At 55.4% G+C, this 17,246-nt stretch carries 22 protein-coding genes; 8 read left to right on the forward strand and 14 right to left on the reverse strand.

All coding sequences use genetic code 11. The annotated features are described in order from the left end of the window. Window positions 1-12: 12 nt before the first annotated feature. The gene (locus F8N96_RS09535; protein WP_150797568.1) at window positions 13-318 is read right to left on the reverse strand and encodes a PepSY domain-containing protein; all 306 of its coding nucleotides are present in this window, start codon (window positions 316-318) and stop codon (window positions 13-15) included. Window positions 319-456: 138 nt separating this feature from the next. Further along, window positions 457-1,584: a glycerophosphodiester phosphodiesterase gene (locus F8N96_RS09540; RefSeq protein WP_150797569.1), complete on the reverse strand. Its 1,128-nt coding sequence runs from the start codon at window positions 1,582-1,584 to the stop codon at window positions 457-459. Between the two features lie 235 nt (window positions 1,585-1,819). Between F8N96_RS09540 and F8N96_RS09545 the strand changes: the two genes are divergently transcribed. After that, complete coding sequence (locus tag F8N96_RS09545) at window positions 1,820-2,146, forward strand: DUF2025 family protein (protein ID WP_150797570.1); 327 nt, start codon at window positions 1,820-1,822, stop codon at window positions 2,144-2,146. A 236-nt stretch (window positions 2,147-2,382) separates the two neighbouring features. Here F8N96_RS09545 and F8N96_RS09550 read toward each other — a convergent pair whose 3' ends face one another. From F8N96_RS09550 to F8N96_RS09560, 3 genes are all read right to left on the reverse strand, one after another. Further along, the gene (locus F8N96_RS09550) at window positions 2,383-3,225 is read right to left on the reverse strand and encodes a PhzF family phenazine biosynthesis protein (protein WP_150797571.1); all 843 of its coding nucleotides are present in this window, start codon (window positions 3,223-3,225) and stop codon (window positions 2,383-2,385) included. Window positions 3,226-3,497: 272 nt separating this feature from the next. After that, window positions 3,498-4,028 (reverse strand): DUF1003 domain-containing protein, encoded by a 531-nt coding sequence (locus F8N96_RS09555; protein WP_150797572.1) that lies wholly within the window; start codon window positions 4,026-4,028, stop codon window positions 3,498-3,500. A gap of 65 nt (window positions 4,029-4,093) precedes the next feature. Continuing rightward, window positions 4,094-4,702 (reverse strand): TetR/AcrR family transcriptional regulator, encoded by a 609-nt coding sequence (locus F8N96_RS09560; RefSeq protein WP_150797573.1) that lies wholly within the window; start codon window positions 4,700-4,702, stop codon window positions 4,094-4,096. Window positions 4,703-4,913: 211 nt separating this feature from the next. Here F8N96_RS09560 and F8N96_RS09565 point away from each other — a divergent pair, with 211 nt between their 5' ends. Both F8N96_RS09565 and F8N96_RS09570 read left to right on the forward strand, forming a co-directional pair. Then, complete coding sequence (locus tag F8N96_RS09565; RefSeq protein WP_150797574.1) at window positions 4,914-5,966, forward strand: MBL fold metallo-hydrolase; 1,053 nt, start codon at window positions 4,914-4,916, stop codon at window positions 5,964-5,966. A 136-nt stretch (window positions 5,967-6,102) separates the two neighbouring features. Beyond that, window positions 6,103-7,623 carry an amidase family protein gene (locus F8N96_RS09570; RefSeq protein ID WP_150797575.1) on the forward strand — a complete coding sequence of 507 codons (1,521 nt, stop codon included), beginning with the start codon at window positions 6,103-6,105 and terminating at the stop codon, window positions 7,621-7,623. Window positions 7,624-7,684: 61 nt separating this feature from the next. Here the strand turns inward: F8N96_RS09570 and F8N96_RS09575 are convergent, their stop codons facing one another. The 3 genes from F8N96_RS09575 to F8N96_RS09585 form a co-directional block, all read right to left on the reverse strand. Next, window positions 7,685-8,005, reverse strand: coding sequence for a helix-turn-helix domain-containing protein (locus F8N96_RS09575; RefSeq protein ID WP_150797618.1), 321 nt, complete (start codon window positions 8,003-8,005; stop codon window positions 7,685-7,687). A 151-nt stretch (window positions 8,006-8,156) separates the two neighbouring features. After that, window positions 8,157-8,474: a helix-turn-helix domain-containing protein gene (locus tag F8N96_RS09580; protein ID WP_150797576.1), complete on the reverse strand. Its 318-nt coding sequence runs from the start codon at window positions 8,472-8,474 to the stop codon at window positions 8,157-8,159. Between the two features lie 93 nt (window positions 8,475-8,567). Then, entirely contained in the window at window positions 8,568-9,335 is a 768-nt protein-coding gene (locus tag F8N96_RS09585) for an AraC family transcriptional regulator (protein ID WP_150797577.1), read from the reverse strand. A 112-nt stretch (window positions 9,336-9,447) separates the two neighbouring features. On the opposite strand from F8N96_RS09585, the gene F8N96_RS09590 reads away from it, so the two are divergent. The 3 genes from F8N96_RS09590 to F8N96_RS09600 all read left to right on the forward strand — a co-directional run bounded on the left by F8N96_RS09590 (window position 9,448) and on the right by F8N96_RS09600 (window position 11,434). Beyond that, window positions 9,448-10,263, forward strand: a complete 816-nt coding sequence (locus F8N96_RS09590; protein ID WP_150797578.1) for a sulfite exporter TauE/SafE family protein — start codon at window positions 9,448-9,450, stop codon at window positions 10,261-10,263. A gap of 73 nt (window positions 10,264-10,336) precedes the next feature. Next, on the forward strand, window positions 10,337-10,696 hold the full coding sequence (locus F8N96_RS09595) for a hypothetical protein (RefSeq protein WP_150797579.1): 360 nt from the start codon (window positions 10,337-10,339) through the stop codon (window positions 10,694-10,696). A gap of 33 nt (window positions 10,697-10,729) precedes the next feature. Next, on the forward strand, window positions 10,730-11,434 hold the full coding sequence (locus tag F8N96_RS09600; RefSeq protein WP_150797580.1) for a DUF6933 domain-containing protein: 705 nt from the start codon (window positions 10,730-10,732) through the stop codon (window positions 11,432-11,434). Window positions 11,435-11,448: 14 nt separating this feature from the next. Here the strand turns inward: F8N96_RS09600 and F8N96_RS09605 are convergent, their stop codons facing one another. Beyond that, complete coding sequence (locus tag F8N96_RS09605) at window positions 11,449-12,438, reverse strand: hypothetical protein (protein ID WP_150797581.1); 990 nt, start codon at window positions 12,436-12,438, stop codon at window positions 11,449-11,451. Window positions 12,439-12,554: 116 nt separating this feature from the next. On the opposite strand from F8N96_RS09605, the gene F8N96_RS09610 reads away from it, so the two are divergent. Next, window positions 12,555-12,755, forward strand: coding sequence for a type II toxin-antitoxin system Phd/YefM family antitoxin (locus F8N96_RS09610; RefSeq protein ID WP_224789601.1), 201 nt, complete (start codon window positions 12,555-12,557; stop codon window positions 12,753-12,755). Window positions 12,756-13,067: 312 nt separating this feature from the next. Here the strand turns inward: F8N96_RS09610 and F8N96_RS09615 are convergent, their stop codons facing one another. The 5 genes from F8N96_RS09615 to F8N96_RS35030 form a co-directional block, all read right to left on the reverse strand. Further along, window positions 13,068-14,285, reverse strand: coding sequence for an MFS transporter (locus F8N96_RS09615; protein ID WP_224789600.1), 1,218 nt, complete (start codon window positions 14,283-14,285; stop codon window positions 13,068-13,070). 84 nt (window positions 14,286-14,369) lie between these two features. Next, a complete protein-coding gene (gene murI, locus F8N96_RS09620) occupies window positions 14,370-15,272 on the reverse strand; it encodes a glutamate racemase (protein ID WP_150797583.1) in 903 nt (300 codons plus the stop codon). Window positions 15,273-15,283: 11 nt separating this feature from the next. Further along, window positions 15,284-15,973: a TauD/TfdA family dioxygenase gene (locus F8N96_RS09625; RefSeq protein ID WP_191630803.1), complete on the reverse strand. Its 690-nt coding sequence runs from the start codon at window positions 15,971-15,973 to the stop codon at window positions 15,284-15,286. After that, a complete protein-coding gene (locus F8N96_RS35025) occupies window positions 15,970-16,257 on the reverse strand; it encodes a hypothetical protein (RefSeq protein WP_191630802.1) in 288 nt (95 codons plus the stop codon). Before F8N96_RS35025 ends, F8N96_RS09625 begins: the two co-directional genes overlap by 4 nt. 457 nt (window positions 16,258-16,714) lie before the next feature. Next, window positions 16,715-16,882 carry a hypothetical protein gene (locus F8N96_RS35030; protein WP_191630806.1) on the reverse strand — a complete coding sequence of 56 codons (168 nt, stop codon included), beginning with the start codon at window positions 16,880-16,882 and terminating at the stop codon, window positions 16,715-16,717. A 118-nt stretch (window positions 16,883-17,000) separates the two neighbouring features. Between F8N96_RS35030 and F8N96_RS09630 the strand changes: the two genes are divergently transcribed. Beyond that, a complete protein-coding gene (locus F8N96_RS09630; protein WP_150797584.1) occupies window positions 17,001-17,246 on the forward strand; it encodes a type II toxin-antitoxin system Phd/YefM family antitoxin in 246 nt (81 codons plus the stop codon).

Consider the following 17,246-nt stretch of genomic DNA (forward strand, 5'->3'; position numbering starts at 1 on the left):
TTGATCTGTGTATCAGTCGTCTTGCTTGTTTTTCAGGACTTCGCCGGTGGCGGCGTTCAAATCCACGTCCCACTCAACGTTTTTGGCATCGCGCAGTTCGACTTCGTATTCATAGTTGTTGAAGTGGTTGTCCAGGTCGCTGTCGGTGATCGTGGCACCCGGGTGCAACTTCAGCACGATCTGGTTCAGTTCTTCCAGCGGCTTGATCTTGCCATCTTTGACCAACTTGGGAATCTGATCGACAGGAACATCGGCCTGGGCCAGCCCAGCGGTGAGGGTCAGGGCAGCAGCGGTGAACAAGGCAGTCAGGGTTTTCATGGGTTCTTTCCTTGGATGATCTGTTTAAGTGGGATCAGATTAACTGTGGCAACTTAATTCACCCTTAATTCATAAAACCTCCCGTAGGAGCGAGGCTTGCCCGCGAAGCAGACGCCTCGGTGTCACGTCAGACACAACTCAATACCCATTGTTCTGCAACAACTGCGCAACACTCGCCGCCGCCGGCCGTTTATAAAACTTGAGCAATTCACTGGCGCGATTGGTAAAGATGCCATCGACGCCGGCATCCATGACCTTCTGATAATCCACGGCATCGTCCACGGTGTAGGCATGCACCAACAAGCCCTGGTCATGGGTGTACTGGTTCATCCACGATTGCACCAGGTCCGAATAGCTCTGGTCACCCCGCTGGGTCAGCCTGACAGACGGGCCGGTGCCGATCGCGCCCTGGGCCTTGGCGTATTCGATCCAGCGCTGGAATTCCGCTTTGTCCTTCGGTTGCTGCCTGGCGTAGAACGTTGCTTTGTCCTTGTCGCCGGATTCGGCAAAGGTCACCTTGGACTTGGGCTCGATGCTGCCTGCGCCGACCCACAGCAGCAGGATCTTCGGCACTTGCGGCATTTCCCTTTCCAGCAGTTCGAGGCTGCCCTTCTCGAACGTCTGCAACACCACCTTGCCTTTGCCCTGGCCGACCGCCAGTTCGCTTTTCGCCAGCTTCGAACCGATCGGGCTCAACCAGCCGCGATCCTGGAGTTTCTCCTTGAGGTCGCGTTCGAGACCGGGAAACTGCTTCGGTTCCTTGGTTTCGATGTACAGGCCTGGCTTGTGCAGTGGATTGCCCTGGGCGATGTCGATGATCTCGTCCAGAGTCAGGATCTTCAGCCCCGCATAGGACGGACGGGCGCGATCCGGGTAAGCACTGTTGAACCAGCTGCCGGCATCGAGGGTTTTCAGTTCGGCGAGGGTGAAAGCGTTGGCGGGGCTGTCCTTGCGCTCCGGAAACTTGCTGGCGACGTCGGTGGTGCGTTGCAGGTTGTCGTCGTGCAGGGCAAACAGCACGCCGTCCTTGCTGCGCTGCAAGTCCAGCTCCAGGTAATCGGCCCCCAGATCCCGCGCCAGTTTGTAAGCCGCCGCGGTGGATTCTGGCGCATCGAAGGACGCGCCACGGTGGGCGATCACGGCCGGATGCGGGATACCCAGGCGGGTCGCCAGAGCAGTGGGGCTGGGTTCGCTGGCGGCCTGCGCCTGGCCGAGGCCAAGCAGCACACTCAGCAACAGGGCGCTTTGGGTGAAGGTGACAGGCATGGGGTCGAGGTCCTTTCGCAGTTTTTCAAAGAACACCCTTTTAACAACTGAGGGCTGCCAGCGCTATCGCGAGACCGACATAAACCTGTTTAAAGCAGATTTTTCCCGCGCTTTCGTGCGGTTCTTTGCAGTACTCTTGGCCCCGGCAGCGTCCCCGGCAGAGGGAAAGCCATGCACTTTTCTTGCGTGTAAACCATTAATCACCGGTCCTTCGCGACCCTTTGTGAGGTTTATCATGCGCATCACTTCCCAGCTCATCTGCCAGGCGGCCGACCAACTCCAGGGCTTCGTCGGCCTCAACCGCAAGACCGGCCAGTACATCGTCCGCTTCAGTGAAGACGCGTTCGGCATGGACGTGGCGGACGACGGCATTATTCCCGTGAGCGAGTTCGTCTGGGCAACCGGTCCGGAACAGGCCATGACCCTCAAGCGCGAGTCGATCCAGTTGCTGCTGGATCAGAATATCGATGACCGGATCAACATTACCGAGCCGTTGCGGGTGTATATGAATCGGCGGGAAGTGCCGGAGATTTCGGCGGTGCGCAGTTTGGTGTCTAGCTGAGGTTTTACGGTGTCTGGGCGGGCCTCTTCGCGAGCAGGCCCGCGAATGCGGCCTGAGGAGCAGCCCATCATCTATTGATTGAACTCATACCTGCGCTCAGATCACTTGAATCTGGGCGGGGCGTAACACCAGGACCTCTAGCTCACAGCGCAGGAGATCTTCATGTACGCAACGCACATCGCGCGTCCCCTCACGACACAGGACTACCACGGGATTTTCCATCAATCGAGGTCCTTCTAATCATTGCCAGCAGGAAGAACGTGCCCCGATACCCGCCATCCACGGGCCTCGGTGTTCAGAATCAGATGGGACTGATTGCAGCGGCTACCACCTTGAAAAATACCCACCCGGTCTCCCTGCCAGCGGGAGCAATGGCGCCGAGCGATGGTCGGGGCAATGTTGCCGGTGGCGATATCCTCGGCTTCGCCATAGGCTTGGGGGAAGTGACGGGCCAATACCGCTTGCGCATCCTCGAGGGAGTAGAGGTAGAACCCGGTAACCTGCAACTGATCGCAGAGACGGTCCCTGAGGTCGGGGTTTATTTCGACGCGTTCCAGTAATCCAGCGTCGCACACCTGCACCAATAACTTGAGGCGACTCTGCCCACCTATGGCGAGGGTGAAGTCGTCGGGTGCCTCGCCCTTCCAACCCAATGCCGAGCGCACCTGGTCCAACAGCGCCGTTGTGGTGGGCAGGGCGGTGAACTGACCCTCCTCCTCGTAGTAACCACACAAGCCATCCGCCTCGGCAAAACCTTCGACACTGACGGTGCGGCAACGTAACGTGCGCGAGCCCATCAGGCCATCGTAACGGGCCATCCAGTCAAGGGCGGCCAGGGTGCCGTGCCCGCAGAAGCTGATTTCCTGGCCTGCGGCGAAGAAAAACACGGCCATGGCGTCATCACCAGGTGCACGTAAGACCAGGGTGACCTCATAGCCCAGGTCTCGAGACTTTGCGCAGCAATGGCGCATCAGGTCGGGATCCTCCTCTCCGACGGCCACCACCACATGGGAGCGGTTGCCGCCCTGGCGGGAATTGACGAAAGCCTGGACGGACTCATTGGCTAGAATGCGGTACATGATTACTCGCTAAACAGTTATGTCTCGCTGGGGAACGCCCGCGAATAGGCTTCTGCGTACTTAATCGACCGCGGGCCCGTCTGGGCGCCGCGCTGCAAAGCAACACGCTCGTAGTTTCCCAGCCCCCTTTTTGCGGGGCAATGGCTTCAACTGTTACGCCGTATGATCGACCACAGGGGTGATACCGAGAAACAGGTCCGCCTTGAAGTCGCTCTGTTCCGGTTGATGAAGCTCGAAATAGTGTGTGTGCACTGAAACTGCCCTGAGTCCGGTCAGGCCTTCGGCTGTTCCTTGCGCACGAAGTGCTGATGCATCTCCGACGTCAGGCTCTCGATGCGTTCGGTCAGGGTCTTGGTCATTTCGGTCAGCCGGGTGTTTTGCTCCAGCAACTCCAACAGTTGCGCGGAGTTCTGCGCTGCCTGGGCTTGACGTTCGGCGTTGGCCACGGCCAGGGCTTCGCGGTGCTGCGCATCGGCGTCGGACTGGGCTTTGTCGCGGGCGGCCTGGCGGGTCTGGGCCAGCAGAATCAGCGGTGCGGCGTAAGCCGATTGCAGGCTGAACGCCAGGTTGAGCAGGATGAACGGGTACAGGTCAAAGTGAGCCACGCCAAACAGATTGAGGCACACCCACACCACCACGATCAGCGTTTGCGCACCGAGAAAGGTCGGCGTGCCGAAGAACCGCGCAAAGGCCTCGGCGCGCAAGGCAAACTTGTCGTTGCCGAAGGTGGGCGCCAGGTGAGCGTGAGGCCGGTGGAAACGCAGGTGATCGACGGGAGCTGTGTGTTTGGTTTCGGTGGTCATGGTGCTCTCTGCCTGGCGCTGGGACTGGGGCTCACTATAGCGCCAGGGCGCATCCGGAGCTTGATCTAGAGCTGATGGCAGGCCAGAAACATGTCCAGCGCCGACTCCACGACGGTGCTCTGCCGCTCGGCTGACAGGGTTGGCAGGCCCATGGAAATCTGCGGCCAGAAGGCAAAGGATTTGAGCATTCCCTGAATCTGCTGCGCGGCAAATTCCGGCTCGACCGGTTTTAACCGGCCATCGGCCTGGGCGGCACGGATCCACAGGGTCAGGCTTTCTTCACGTTCACCCATTCGCGCGACCATGTTTTGCGCACGCTCCGGGGAGTGAATGGTGGCGGCGATAGCGACCCGGGCCAGGTCGAGAAAACTGTCTTCGCTCATCATCTGCAGTTTTGCCATCAGCATCCGGCGCATCTGGTCGCGCAGGGGCAGGTCAGGGCGGTAGGACGTTTCCGGTTCTGCGGTCAGCCGCGCCCACAACTGATTGAGGATTTCGGCGAACAACTCTTCCTTGCTGGGGAAGTGGTTGTACACCGTGCGCTTTGACACCCCGGCGGTGGCGGCGATCTTGTCCATGCTGGTGATGTCGAAGCCGTTGGCACGGAATTCGGCAATCGCCGCCTGAATGATGGCTGCACGTTTTCGATCGGTAAGGCGCTGTGGGGCGGTCATGGCAACGCTTCGTCAGGAAAAAGTAAAGATTACACTGATCAGTTTACTTGTGATCGGCATTGATGCAACCTAGAAACTACACTGTGCAGTGTAATGCTCTGTTAATCCTGTGCAGTGAACATAGAGTTTTCGGCTAGTGCGTGCGTGCCTGGCCATTTAACGTTTCAAAGCAGAGGGCCGCCAATCTGCGGTTTTCCTGGAGTCTTCAGCCATGGCCACCTCAATTTCCCCGGCGGACAACGCCTCCACACCTGAAGCGTCTCGACAGACTCAAGGGCAGTACCGCAACCATGCCCCGGTGCAGCGCGAAGGTTTTCGTAAAACCTTGCGCATTATGTGGAACGTGATCTTCCACAAACCAAACAACACCCGCCCGACGGCGCCTGTTCCGGTGCAAAACCTGACCCAAGCCGCATTGATTGCCGCGCCCAATCACAGCGTCTACCGCCTCGGTCATTCCACCGTCCTGCTGAAACTGCGCGACAAATTCTGGATCACCGACCCGGTCTTCGCCGAACGCGCCTCACCGGTGCAATGGGCCGGCCCCAAGCGTTTCCATCAGCCGCCGATCAGTCTGGAAGAACTGCCGCCGATTGAAGCGGTGATCCTGTCCCACGATCATTACGACCACCTCGATTATCAGGCGATCCGCCAACTGGCGGACAAGGCCAACTACTTCCTGACGCCCCTGGGCGTGGGCGACACCCTGATCAAGTGGGGCGTCGACGCCAGCAAGGTGCGCCAGCTGGACTGGTGGCAGAGCACCGAGGTCGATGGCCTGCAGTTCATCGCCACTCCTTCGCAGCATTTTTCCGGTCGGGGCCTGTTCGATGGCAACAGCACGCTGTGGGCCTCATGGGTGATGATCGACGGCGACACGCGGATCTTCTTCAGCGGCGACAGCGGCTATTTCGACGGCTTCAAACGCATCGGCGAACAGTACGGGCCGTTCGACCTGACACTGATGGAAACCGGCGCCTACAACGTCGATTGGCCCCATGTGCACATGCAGCCGGAGCAGACCTTGCAAGCGCATATCGATCTGAAAGGGCGGTGGTTGCTGCCGATCCATAACGGTACTTTCGATCTGTCGATGCATGCCTGGTACGAACCCTTTGACCGAATCCTGGCGTTGGCCTGGGAGCGCAATGTGTCGATCACCACGCCGCAAATGGGGCAAGCCTTCAATGTGCTGCATCCGCAGCGAGGCAGTACCTGGTGGGATGAGGTCGAGCAGCCGGTGTACCAGCAGAGTATCGGCTAAAGCGGCTACAGGGCGGGGCGCGTATTCGTACAGGATCCAGCGAAAAGTGATGACGGACATTTCCAGCGGTGTCGATAGGCTGGAAAACGGGTGAACTCATTCACTCGCTCTCCATCATCACAAGGATTTTTATCACATGGATGTGACATTAAAAGCCTGCATGACGCGACTGGCCTCGCTGGTGCTGCTGTCGGTCGCAAGCGCAGCCCTTGCGCAAACGCCGTCAGCCGAATCGGGGCTGGACTATTTAAGTGTCGATGAACTCGGCAAAAGAATGGAGCGCAATCAACTGAGTGCGGTAGCGCTGGTGCATCACTTGCAACAGCGGATCGAAAAGCTGGATAAACAGGGGCCGGCGATCAACGCGATCATTGAACTCAATCCGCAGGCATTGGCCATTGCCGAGTCACTGGATCAGGAGCGACAGGCAGGGCACGTTCGAGGCCCGCTGCACGGCATTCCGGTATTGCTCAAAGACAATATCGATACCTCCGACCAGATGCAGACCAGTGCCGGGTCGTTGGCCATGGTCGGACAACCCGCCGCGCAAGATGCCTTTATCGTGCAACGGCTCAGAGCGGCCGGGGCGGTCATCCTGGGGAAAACCAATCTCAGTGAATGGGCTCATTTTCGTGACCCTTTCATTCCCCCTGGTTGGAGCAGCCGCGGCGGACAAACCAAAAATCCCCACGTGTTGAGTGAAACGCCCTGCGGCTCCAGTTCGGGCTCGGGCGCCGCTGTCGCCGCGGGCTTTGCACCCTTGGCCGTCGGAACGGAAACCTCCGGCTCGATCGTCTGTCCGGCCGCCCTCAACGGCGTGGTGGGTCTCAAGCCTACCGTGGGCCTGCTCAGTCGCACGGGCATCGTTCCCGCGACATACAAAACCGATACCCCCGGGCCGATGACGCGCACCGTTCGCGAGGCTGCACTGCTGTTGAATGCCATGACCGGCAGTGACAATGCCGAACCGATCAAAACCCCACAGTCCATTCGCGGCATCGACTACACGCAATGGCTGCAACCGAACGCCCTGGCTGGGCGGCGCATCGGTTATCCCGTCAAGTTCGATACCAGCATCGAGGCGAAACAAAACGACCCTCAGTTTTCCCTGGCGCTGGAAATCATGCAGGCCGCAGGCGCCACCTTGATCCCGGTGGAGCTCATCGATCCTAAATCGGAGCAGGTGGAGGAAGCGTTCTCGATGGGCATCAAACGCAACCTTCCAACCTATCTGGCAACGCGCAAAGGACTGCCGGTACAGAGTCTGGAAGACATCGTGCGGTACAACGAAAACTCCCCAGGTGCCGAAGGTCATGGACAAACCACGTTGATCGCGGCCAGCAACATCGATTTTGACGAGCTCAGGTACAACCGCTTATGGCAAAAAATCCAAAGCGAAAATGCGGCCGCCATCGACGACTTGCTGGTCACCCACCAACTGGATGCCCTGGTACTGGACGTCGGCTCACCCGGCTTGAACGTCGTCCCGCTGGCGGGGTATCCCGGCATCATGGTGCCTTCCGGGATCGACGATGGCGGGGTGCCTACCTCGGTGTACTTCGTCGGCGCACGCTGGAGCGAGGCCAGGCTACTGGCGTTGGCGTACGGTTATGAACAAGTGTCCCGTGCGCGGCGGGCACCGGCGTTTAATCCGTAGGCAGTGGCGGTTGCTGGTCAGGAGCTGGCAAAAAAACATGCGCAGCCGTCGGCCCGGCGCTTCAGGTGAAAACCACCTCAATTCGCCCCTCTTTTCTAGATCGAGGGGCCGACTTGACGACGATTTGCACGTCACGCCCGAGCAGCAAAAGGCACTCCATCATCTTGGCTTCACTGATGCCGCGAAACTTTCCGCGCAACATCTCGGAGAGCTTGGGCTGTGACAGGCCCAAAATTTCCGATGCTTGAACCTGGGTCAAACGGCGAGTCTTGATGATCTCGCCAATTTTTGCGGCCAATTGGGATTTGACTCGCATTTCATTGGCGTCGGGTATCCCGAGGTCGGCATAGACGTTCCCGCTGCTTTCTTCGATTTCAATCATTTTCTGATCCTTTTGCGTGATCCTGCATTCCTTGTAGGAGCCAGGCTTGCCGGCGAAGGCGCCCCTGAAATCGCCTTCATCTGCAAAGGATGCCTCGCTTGTATCGAAGCGAAATATACCGAAATAGGTATAAGCGTCAATTGATGATTGCTCACTCAACCATCGCATAATCCGCCCGCCCCACCGGATTCGGCGTCGACCCCTTCACATTCATCCCTCTCCCCGGCGCAAACCCGGGGAAGAACACCAACCCTTCCGCTTCAAACCGGTAAGCCAACGCCAGCCGGGTCACATCCAGCACCTCACGCTCGGCTTCGAAACGTTGAATGGCGTCAACCGAAACACCGGCTTCTTCAGACAACTCTTCAATACTCCAACCCAGCATCGCCCGGGCCTGGGCGCAGTGTATTGGCGTGAATTGGAAAAGGGCGATACGTTCCAGGGTGATCTTCATCGCATAAGAGGCCATGGTGTTCTCCGGGCTCGAGAGTGTCGGTTCAAAATATACTGTGTTTTTGTACAGTTGTTTTGCCCGCGGATCAAACTCATTTTTTGATGCATCCTATTTCGCCCCCTCCAGCCAGACCGACGGTGGCTCTCCCAGCACCCGGCGAAACATCGTCGAAAATGCCGCCGGACTCTCATAACCAAAATCCAGGGCAATACGCGTTACGGGCTCACCCGCCGCCAATCGCGCGAGCGCCAGCACCACACAGGCCCGCTGGCGCCATTGGCTGAAACTCAGGTCGGTCTGTTGGCGAAACAGACGATTGAAGGTGCGCAGGCTGATGTGCAACTGATCGGCCCATTGCTGCGGTGACTGATGAGCGTCGGGCCGCTGCACAAAGCCCTGGCACAACGCGAGCAGCCGCGCATCGACCGGCAGCGGAATGTGCAAGGGCAGGTGCGTACTGCGCCTCAGTTCATGCAGCAGCAAGTCGATCAAGGCGCCATCGCGCCCAGCCTCCTCGTACTCCAGCGGCATCTCCACCGCCTCCATCAGCAAATGGCGCAGCAACGGCGAAACGCTGAGCACCTGACAACGGTGCCCCAGATCCAACTCCCCCGGCTCGATATACACACTGCGAGTACTCACCCCCAGCATCAGCACTTCATGGGCCACATCCGGTGGAATCCACACCGCTCGCTGCGGTGGCACCACCCAATTGCCGTCATGGGTGCTGACCTGCATCACCCCGGTGGCGCCGTATAACAACTGCGCCCGACGGTGCGTATGCCGAGGCAACAAATGACCATGGGGATAATCCGTGCCAATGGCTACCACTCCCCGTGGAGTGTCATCCAGCAGATCAATCGAAACATTGCGCATCAAAGCAGCACTCAGCGGTTGGCGTAAACGCAAACATTATTGGCTGACTTGCTGAAGCAGGCCAAGCCGCCTCGCTCTATCGTCGACCGCTCTCACCCACGGATGACGTCCAATGTTCTATCTCTTGCTGGCACTGTTCGGCTGCATGACCGGCGTCACCGCCGTGCTGTTCGGCTTCGGCGGCGGCTTCGTCGTCGTGCCGTTGCTCTATCGCATGCTCATGGCCAGCCACGGTACAGACGGCCCCATCGGCCAATCGGCGATGCACATTGCCGTGGCCACCTCGACCTGCGTGATGATCGTCAACGCGCTGATGGCCACTGCAAAACACCGCCGAGCCGGTCATCTCATTCGCCATTATGTGTGGCCGTTGGGTGGATTCATTGGTGTGGGCGCGGTCATCGGCGCCGCAGCGGCAATGTGGGTGAGCGGCGAAGTGATCCGGTATGCGTTCATCGCCTACCTGGGCGTGACCATTGTGGACTGTCTGTTCAGACGCGGGTTTCTGACGCAATCCGATGACGCAGTTCCACGGCGGTTGGGGAGGGTGGAAGTGTCTGGCGGCGGCGTAGGAATAGGCGCTATTGCCACGTTTCTCGGTGTAGGAGGAAGCGTCATGACTGTGCCGCTGTTGCGCCGGTGTGGATTGAGCATGACCCGGGCGACGTCCATGGCCAATCCGCTGAGTTTGCCGGTGGCGGTGGCTGGGACGCTGACTTACATGGCGCTGGCTGGCTTCACCGAATTTGATCTGGGGCCGTGGTTTGTCGGTTATGTGGATGTGTTGGCGTTTGCGATATTGACCTTGGGATCCTTGCTGGGGATCAGGCTGGCAACACCCTGGATCGGACGGCTACCGGACCGAATGCATGCACGGGTCTATATTGGCTTACTGGTTTTGGTGATGCTGAGTATGTGCGCCAGGTAGGGTTGGAATCAGCAGGCTTATTCGCAAGAATAGGCCTTGGCACCGTTTAAGATTTACGCAGGAGAGCCTCACGTTGATACTCGAAAGCGACTGGAAGAAATTCAAGGAACTGCGCAAGATTGCGCTCGATCGTTTCTGCCAAGGTGTACTGGCTGATGCCAACACCATCACCGGGCATGACGCGCTTTCGTCGCAAGCCAGGTATGTAATGCTTCATCGCTTGATGCGCGATCGGCACAACGACATAGGCCGGATTTTCGACGCCTACAGTCGCTACAAGGCGCCCATGGCCCTGCGATTGATGGTCAGGCACGACTTATTGACCGATGCAGATCTCTCGATTCTCAGCGAGGCAACGCAGCAGGACCTTGCTGACGTTGTTCGCCAGCCCTATGAGCTTGAATGGATTGAAGAGACCGCGCGCGAGGACTGAGCATCGTTCATCGCATTAATCAAAGGACCACGAATGTTGATCTTCAACTGCACCGAAGCCGCCAGCAACTTCTTCAGTCGCATCCACAAGGGCAAGAAAATCACCCCGGTGGAGAAACCGCCGTCATCCATTATCGAGGACGATCTGCCAGACGAGTTAGCCGAGCTATGGCTGGTCCACGCCAAAACTGTGCAACGCAAGCACGTGTTGTACGTCATCCATGTGCAAACTCGTTACTGCATGATCTTCGCCGACGCTAAAAAGGCTGACGTTGCAGGTTTTGTCCAACGATTTACCGAGCGCTGGATGAATGGGCTGATGCGTGATGCGCTGCACCATGACGCCCTGCAATGGGTGGGTGACACCGCCATGCTTGATCGAATCGCTGAAAGCTGTCGCCAATACAAGCTGTACAAACGAGGTCATCGCAGCGCGCAAGGACACTTGGGTGAAATTGCCTGGATCTTTGAGGATTACGCCGCAGAGTGGGGATGTTTACCTCCAGACGAGATCATGGCTGGTCGCTTTGACGCAAAGATGAATGGCTTCATCAGAGGAAATAAAAGCGTCAAAGGTTATTTAGTGCCGGACGAAGAAATGATGGCCCACTGGATGCGTCAGTACTGCGGTCTCGACGAGTCCGTCATCCAGGACGCCCGCAACCGGCGAGATGAAGTAAAACGAGAGATACGAGAGCTGGAAGCGGCCCACGAGCAGCAGGATCAGCCGTTGCAATAACGTTATGCAGCGAGTTACTTGTCCGCCAACCCCGGCGCCTCACGAATAATGAAGTGGTCCAGGTTCTCGATATTGGCACTGAACACCCCGAACGTCTGCTCGGGGTTCTTCTTGCTCGGCACCTGCTGCAACTCCGGCGTCACCCCATAAAAGAAGCAATACAACTCGGCATCACTGTCGATGGCGTGCTTGATCTCCTCCAGAAACGCTTTGCGCTTGCGGTAGGTGTCGATCAGCTTCTTGCTCAGGTAAACGTTGACCGAATAAGGCTTCTTCTTCGCCTCATCCGCTTGCTTGAACCAGACCTTTTGTTCGAAATCGATGCGAAAGCTCTGGGTGTAGTCCTTGATCTCCTTGATCTTGCCCCAGTAGATCAGTCCCTTGTTGTCCTGCAGATACTCAATCTTCTTGAAGAATGATGCATAAGGCGCCGTGTGCTCGCTGATCTTCAGCGGCATGCGCTTGAGCAGCTCCTTATCCTCGAAGTTCGACACGAAACACTCTACCGGGTGGGCGAAGACGCTGGTCTTGTCTGGCGCGGAATCGCGAGTCGAGTGCTCGACGTCACTGGCCGCTGAATGAGGTTTTGGATCATCCCGCACGACATCCGCCACCGCCGCCGGGCTGGACGGCTTGCGCACATACTCACGCCGAGTCAGCAACAACTCCGACGGGAAATGCTCCTCGCGACTGTCATCCTTTTCCGCATCATCCGCCTCCACGCCCGACGCGGGCGTCTTCAGACTGACATAAGGACAACCCTCGACATGCCGCGTGCTGGGAATGTTCTTGAAGTGCGGGGTGCGCACGTAATTCACATTCTTGGCGTTGAACGTCCCCAACACATTCGCCACATCGTACGCCAAGCGGCAGGCATCGTTGGGGCACTGAAAGTGCTCCTTGGCGGAATCGAACGCCATCGTCTCGTCAAAATTCAAATCGCGCACGTCATAGATCGACAACTTGGTATCGAGGCTGAGGCAGTAGGCGAGGTCGAATTTCATGGTGGGGCTCGGGTCTTTCAAAGGGCGATGGCATATTAATAGCGCGTAGCTTGAAAGGGCGCACCTGTTGATTCAAGTTCGTCGATTCAGCTAGCGTGACTTAGTGGAGGTTCCATATGACTGAACGGGTGCAAGTAAATATGCACGAAGCACAATCCCAACTCTCTCAACTCGCTGAGCGTGCATGGCGTGGCGATACGGTCGTCATCATCAAGGACGGCAAGCCTTATCTGGATCTGCTGCCTCATATCGATACACCTCGGGCGCGCAAACCGGGAAGGCTGAAGCGAAAAAGTTCGGATGTCTGCGGATTTTGACAAAAACCCTGAAGATATTGTTTATGGACTTGAGGGCAGCCTGTGAGGGGGAGGGGGACTGCTATGGGGAAACCATGCGTATCTCACCCATCCTGTGGCGAGGGAGCTAGTCCCGCTGGGCTGAGTACCAGCCCTAAACCCAGCAAGTACGGAGACTTAGACACAACCAATGGTTTGCTTAGCGCCTGCTACGCAGACGAACGGGAGCAAGCTCGCTCGCCACAGGTTTCGATCAGCCAATCATTCTGCTCGGCGAGCCGCGTTAACAGGTGCTGGTGAGCTGGGAAGTATCGATCAAGCAGGTCAACACACCTATTCCATGTTCACCAATATTTCCTTTTTCCTCTTGCTGGTAGTAAACAACACAATGGCAGAGACTATTGCCAATGCCCCCCACCCATAAGCATAGGTTCCGAGGCTGTCTCTCGACAGACCAATAATTGGAGGCACTAATACAACGGAAATCTGATTAGCGGTCATGGCCATTCCAAGCGCGAAACCCTTGCGGTCAACTGGAGCGGTTTCGGCAATATAGGCTACCCATGGACCATACCACCCGTATGTGAAAAATCCTGTCAGAGCCATGAATATACTCAGGATCGCTAGGTTTTTGGTTTCCAAAAGTGGCAGCAGTGTTAGAATTACAGTGACTGCACCCAAACAAGTCAACACTGGGTAGTATCTCCCAGCCTTGCAACGGTCGCTCCAAGCTGCAAGTATAATTCTTCCAGCTATGCCTGCCCCTAGCACTACGAAGAACATGGTTGTAGCAATAAAGCTGTCAAGTCCGAGTGAAGTATGAAGATACAATACTAGAAAAACTGATACGGCGTACTGGGAAGCTGTAAGGCTAGCACCCGACAGCATAATGTTTCTCATGGAGGGATCCGTTGCCATCAATAGCCGTGATGCAATCGCCGATCTTAAGTTAACTTGTTTTTTCGGAGGGGGTTGTTGTTCCTCAGGAGCCTTGTATAGCAGCATAAATAGAGTGGCACCAAACAATGCGACTATACCACCCGCTAGGAAGGCCGCGTGAATCGAGTAACGGGTGGCAATGAACGGAAGCAATAATGTTGCCATTGCGCCGCCGAGTGGTAGTCCGGCTTGTCGGATACCCATGGCGAATCCTAACTGACTACCTGCAAACCAATTAGACACTGATTTACTTCCCCCTGGCTGCGCAGTGCTGTACCCAAGACCCAATAGTGTAAGAAGTATCAATAACTCAATGTAGGAGTTGGCCAGCGCTGCTCCACACAAAGCGGCTCCAACGATCAGTGTCCCTATTCCTATAACAAACCGCTCACTATATCTATCCAGCAACTCCCCGGCAACCAAAAGCCCAGCAAGTGGAATCAACTGTGCTGCTGAAACTAGTATTCCTATCTGCCAATTAGTGAGAGCCATTTCAGTTTTAACATTTAATGCAATGGAACCAAACCCTTGTACAAAGAAGCAGGCGCACGCTTGGGCAAAAGTGGCTACGGCTAAAATTACCCATCGATACTGCTTGATAAATATACTCACGTACTCGGTCTCCATTTTGCGAGTAGCCTAACGATATTATGCTGCGTCAAAAATCGACTGTGCGTGGGCCTACCCGGTAGGGGGCTACGCAATTTCATAAAAGTCTCTCCTGTCAATTGGCTGTATCGCGCCGAATCCATTTTTCGTAAATACCTGATGATATTTGGCTACATCTTGCTTGCTTGTAAAGAGAACTATCTTAAGCGGCATATTAATGGGGTTGTCTTCTTTTTTCGTTAAAGATACTACCTGCATAGCCACTTTTTTGGCGGGATCAATCCAGTTGTCAGTATTTGGAAAGATTTTGCGCAAGTCATCGATCAAGTGAGGGAAGTGGGTGCAACCTAGAACAACTGTATCTACTGATAGTCGTTGCTCTTCTGTGAGATAATTATCGATCAGTTCAGCGAAACTAATGAAACTCGCTTCCTCTCCTGCTAATCTAGCTTCAGATAGTGTTACCAGCGCTTGGGTCGCGATTGGCCATATTCTGGCATGCATTCTGGCTTTGGCTATTTTTTGGATAATATATCTACTTTTAACTGTGCCGGGAGTAGCAAGCAGAACAATGTTTTTGTTCGCGGAGGTATCAACAGCATCGCCTATGGGTGGCGTGACCAAGAAACAATTGTGCCTAAGCTGGTCAAGGCCGTGCTCCATGATCGCCATAGAGGCGGTGTTGCACGCCACTACTATCGCTGACGGGCTGATCCGTTCACAAAGTCGATCAAACAATTGCTGGACCCGATGAGCGACCGCAGGTCCAGCCTTATTACCGTAAGGAAACCAACCGTTATCCGCCACATAAAGAATGTTAGCGTTTGGAATTAGCCGTTCCAGCTGCCGTGCTACTGTTAAACCGCCTACGCCTGAGTCGAACACGACGATTGGGCGGTTGGAGTTGAATAGCTGCGCGCCATCAAACGTAGTTTCATCGCCTAGCCAAAATTTTGGTGTGGTTGCTAACGGTGATTTGGAGGCGTTCATAGGAATTCGCTTTATGCATTGATGGCGCGAGTGTTTATTGAGTTCCGCATTTCGCGCGACTTTCTCAGGCTCGAAGCGAATACTACTCTCGCCAGCCAGCGAGCACTGTTGACGTAGTTCGCCTTGAATGAGTCTCGTGCATGCACGCAACGGTAATTATCTATGAAGACACAATCCGTTGCTTCAAGCATGATCGCAACGCGATTCTCTGCAAAGTGAAGCAGTAGTTTTTCCAGAGCTTGACGTTCGATGCCATCATACTCATCAATATTTAATGCGGCAGCATTGATCTTGACGTATGGCGCGCTCCAGTGACCGAATAGTATCGCCTGGGAAGTTTCTTCTACTATGTCTGATGTGCTGTGGATCGGATTGTGAGAGATCTTGAATTTTGGTTCAAACAGTACCTGCTTTTCTTCCGCGCTAAGTTCGATGCCGTCGATGCACGAAATAACGGTTGCAGCGTGTTCATCATTACGCATGCAGACGAGTCCCAAGTACTCAGCACGTGCAGGGTGGAAAGCATCTTCCACATGAAATCCAAAATCTAGGGTAGATCCGCCACTCGAGTTAGAGATTTTTCTATGTTCTATAAGTGGAACAATATTATTGTAAATGCTGCCGTCCCGCTGCGAGGTAAATCCGACGCCCTCACCAAGCAATGATCCATATAAGCCATGCAATATTTTTGCATCATTCAAGCGGTAGTCATCTCTAGTTCAATGTGCCTGGAGGGACTTGGTCCTGCACCCTTATCAAGCACCGGACTGCCGGAAACCAAGAGTGCAGAAACTTCCTCGCTACGCTTGAAACCATAAAATTCTTCGCGGATCTTTCGTGGCAGTTCCTGAGCATACAGGGCCGCCTTTTCCATAAAGCAGTACTGATTCGTCATTTCGGGATCTTGAATGATCTCATCGAGCAGGCTACGAATCTGTTGATTTTGTTGATTGGTGAGGATTAGCTTTTTTACTACGGTCGCCATAACGTCGTTCCCTGATTTAGTGGTTGTCGTTGTCAGTACGCCAGTTCCTCCATTCGAACAACCTATCCATGGTTTGCATAAATCGCGATTCTTCGCTGTTCTAGTTAGCGCTGCTAAGGGGTATTTTGGAACGTTTCTTCAGTCAGAGTTATCCACCTCCGAAAAAAGTAGCTAGGCTCGCGGCGCGTTGGCAGGCATGAACAATGAATGGCTGAACGTCGGTGAAGGTGAGAGTGCTTTCGTGCGAAGCTAACTTTGATTAGGAAGAAGATGGAGTGTCCCAAGATCTGGAAGTGTCTTAGCATCTGATTCGCTAATCGCAAAGCTATTTTGGTACTTGCCGTGCTTTAACATCAGTACAAATTAGTTGGTGGCGGCGTTTTCCCTAGGGCATGTGAGAGAAGGTAGTAATTTTGGGGATGGCAGTCAACTTTCTTGGTGTAGGATATTTCTGATTTTACCATGGGCACAAAAGAGGCCACCTTCGCAGGCAGACATCGTTGGGGCACTGGAAGTGCTCCTTGGCGAAATCGAACGCCATTGTCTCGTCGAAATTCAAATCGCGCACGTTATAGATCGACAGCTTGGCGTCGAGGCTGAGGCAGTAGGCGAGGTCGAATTTCATAACGGGCTCGGTCCTTCAGAGGAGGATGGCGTATTAATAGCGTGTCGCTTGAGAGGGCGCACCTGTTGATTCAAGTTCGTCGCATCAGCTAGCTTGGCTAACTCTGTGGAGGTGCCATATGACTGAACGGGTGCAAGTAAGCGTGCACGAAGCACAATCCCAACTATCTCAACTCGCTGAGCGTGCATGGCATGGCGATACGGTCGTCATCATCAAGGACGGCAAGCCTTATCTGTATCTGCTGCCTCATGTCGATACACCTCAGGCGCGCAAGCCAGGTAGGTTGAAGGGGAGGATTCGGATGTCTGCGGATTTTGACAAAACTCCTGAGGACATCATTGATGGATTTGAGGGCAGCCTGTGA

It is taken from the genome of Pseudomonas fluorescens (assembly GCF_902497855.1).
Taxonomy (GTDB): domain Bacteria; phylum Pseudomonadota; class Gammaproteobacteria; order Pseudomonadales; family Pseudomonadaceae; genus Aquipseudomonas; species Aquipseudomonas fluorescens_BI.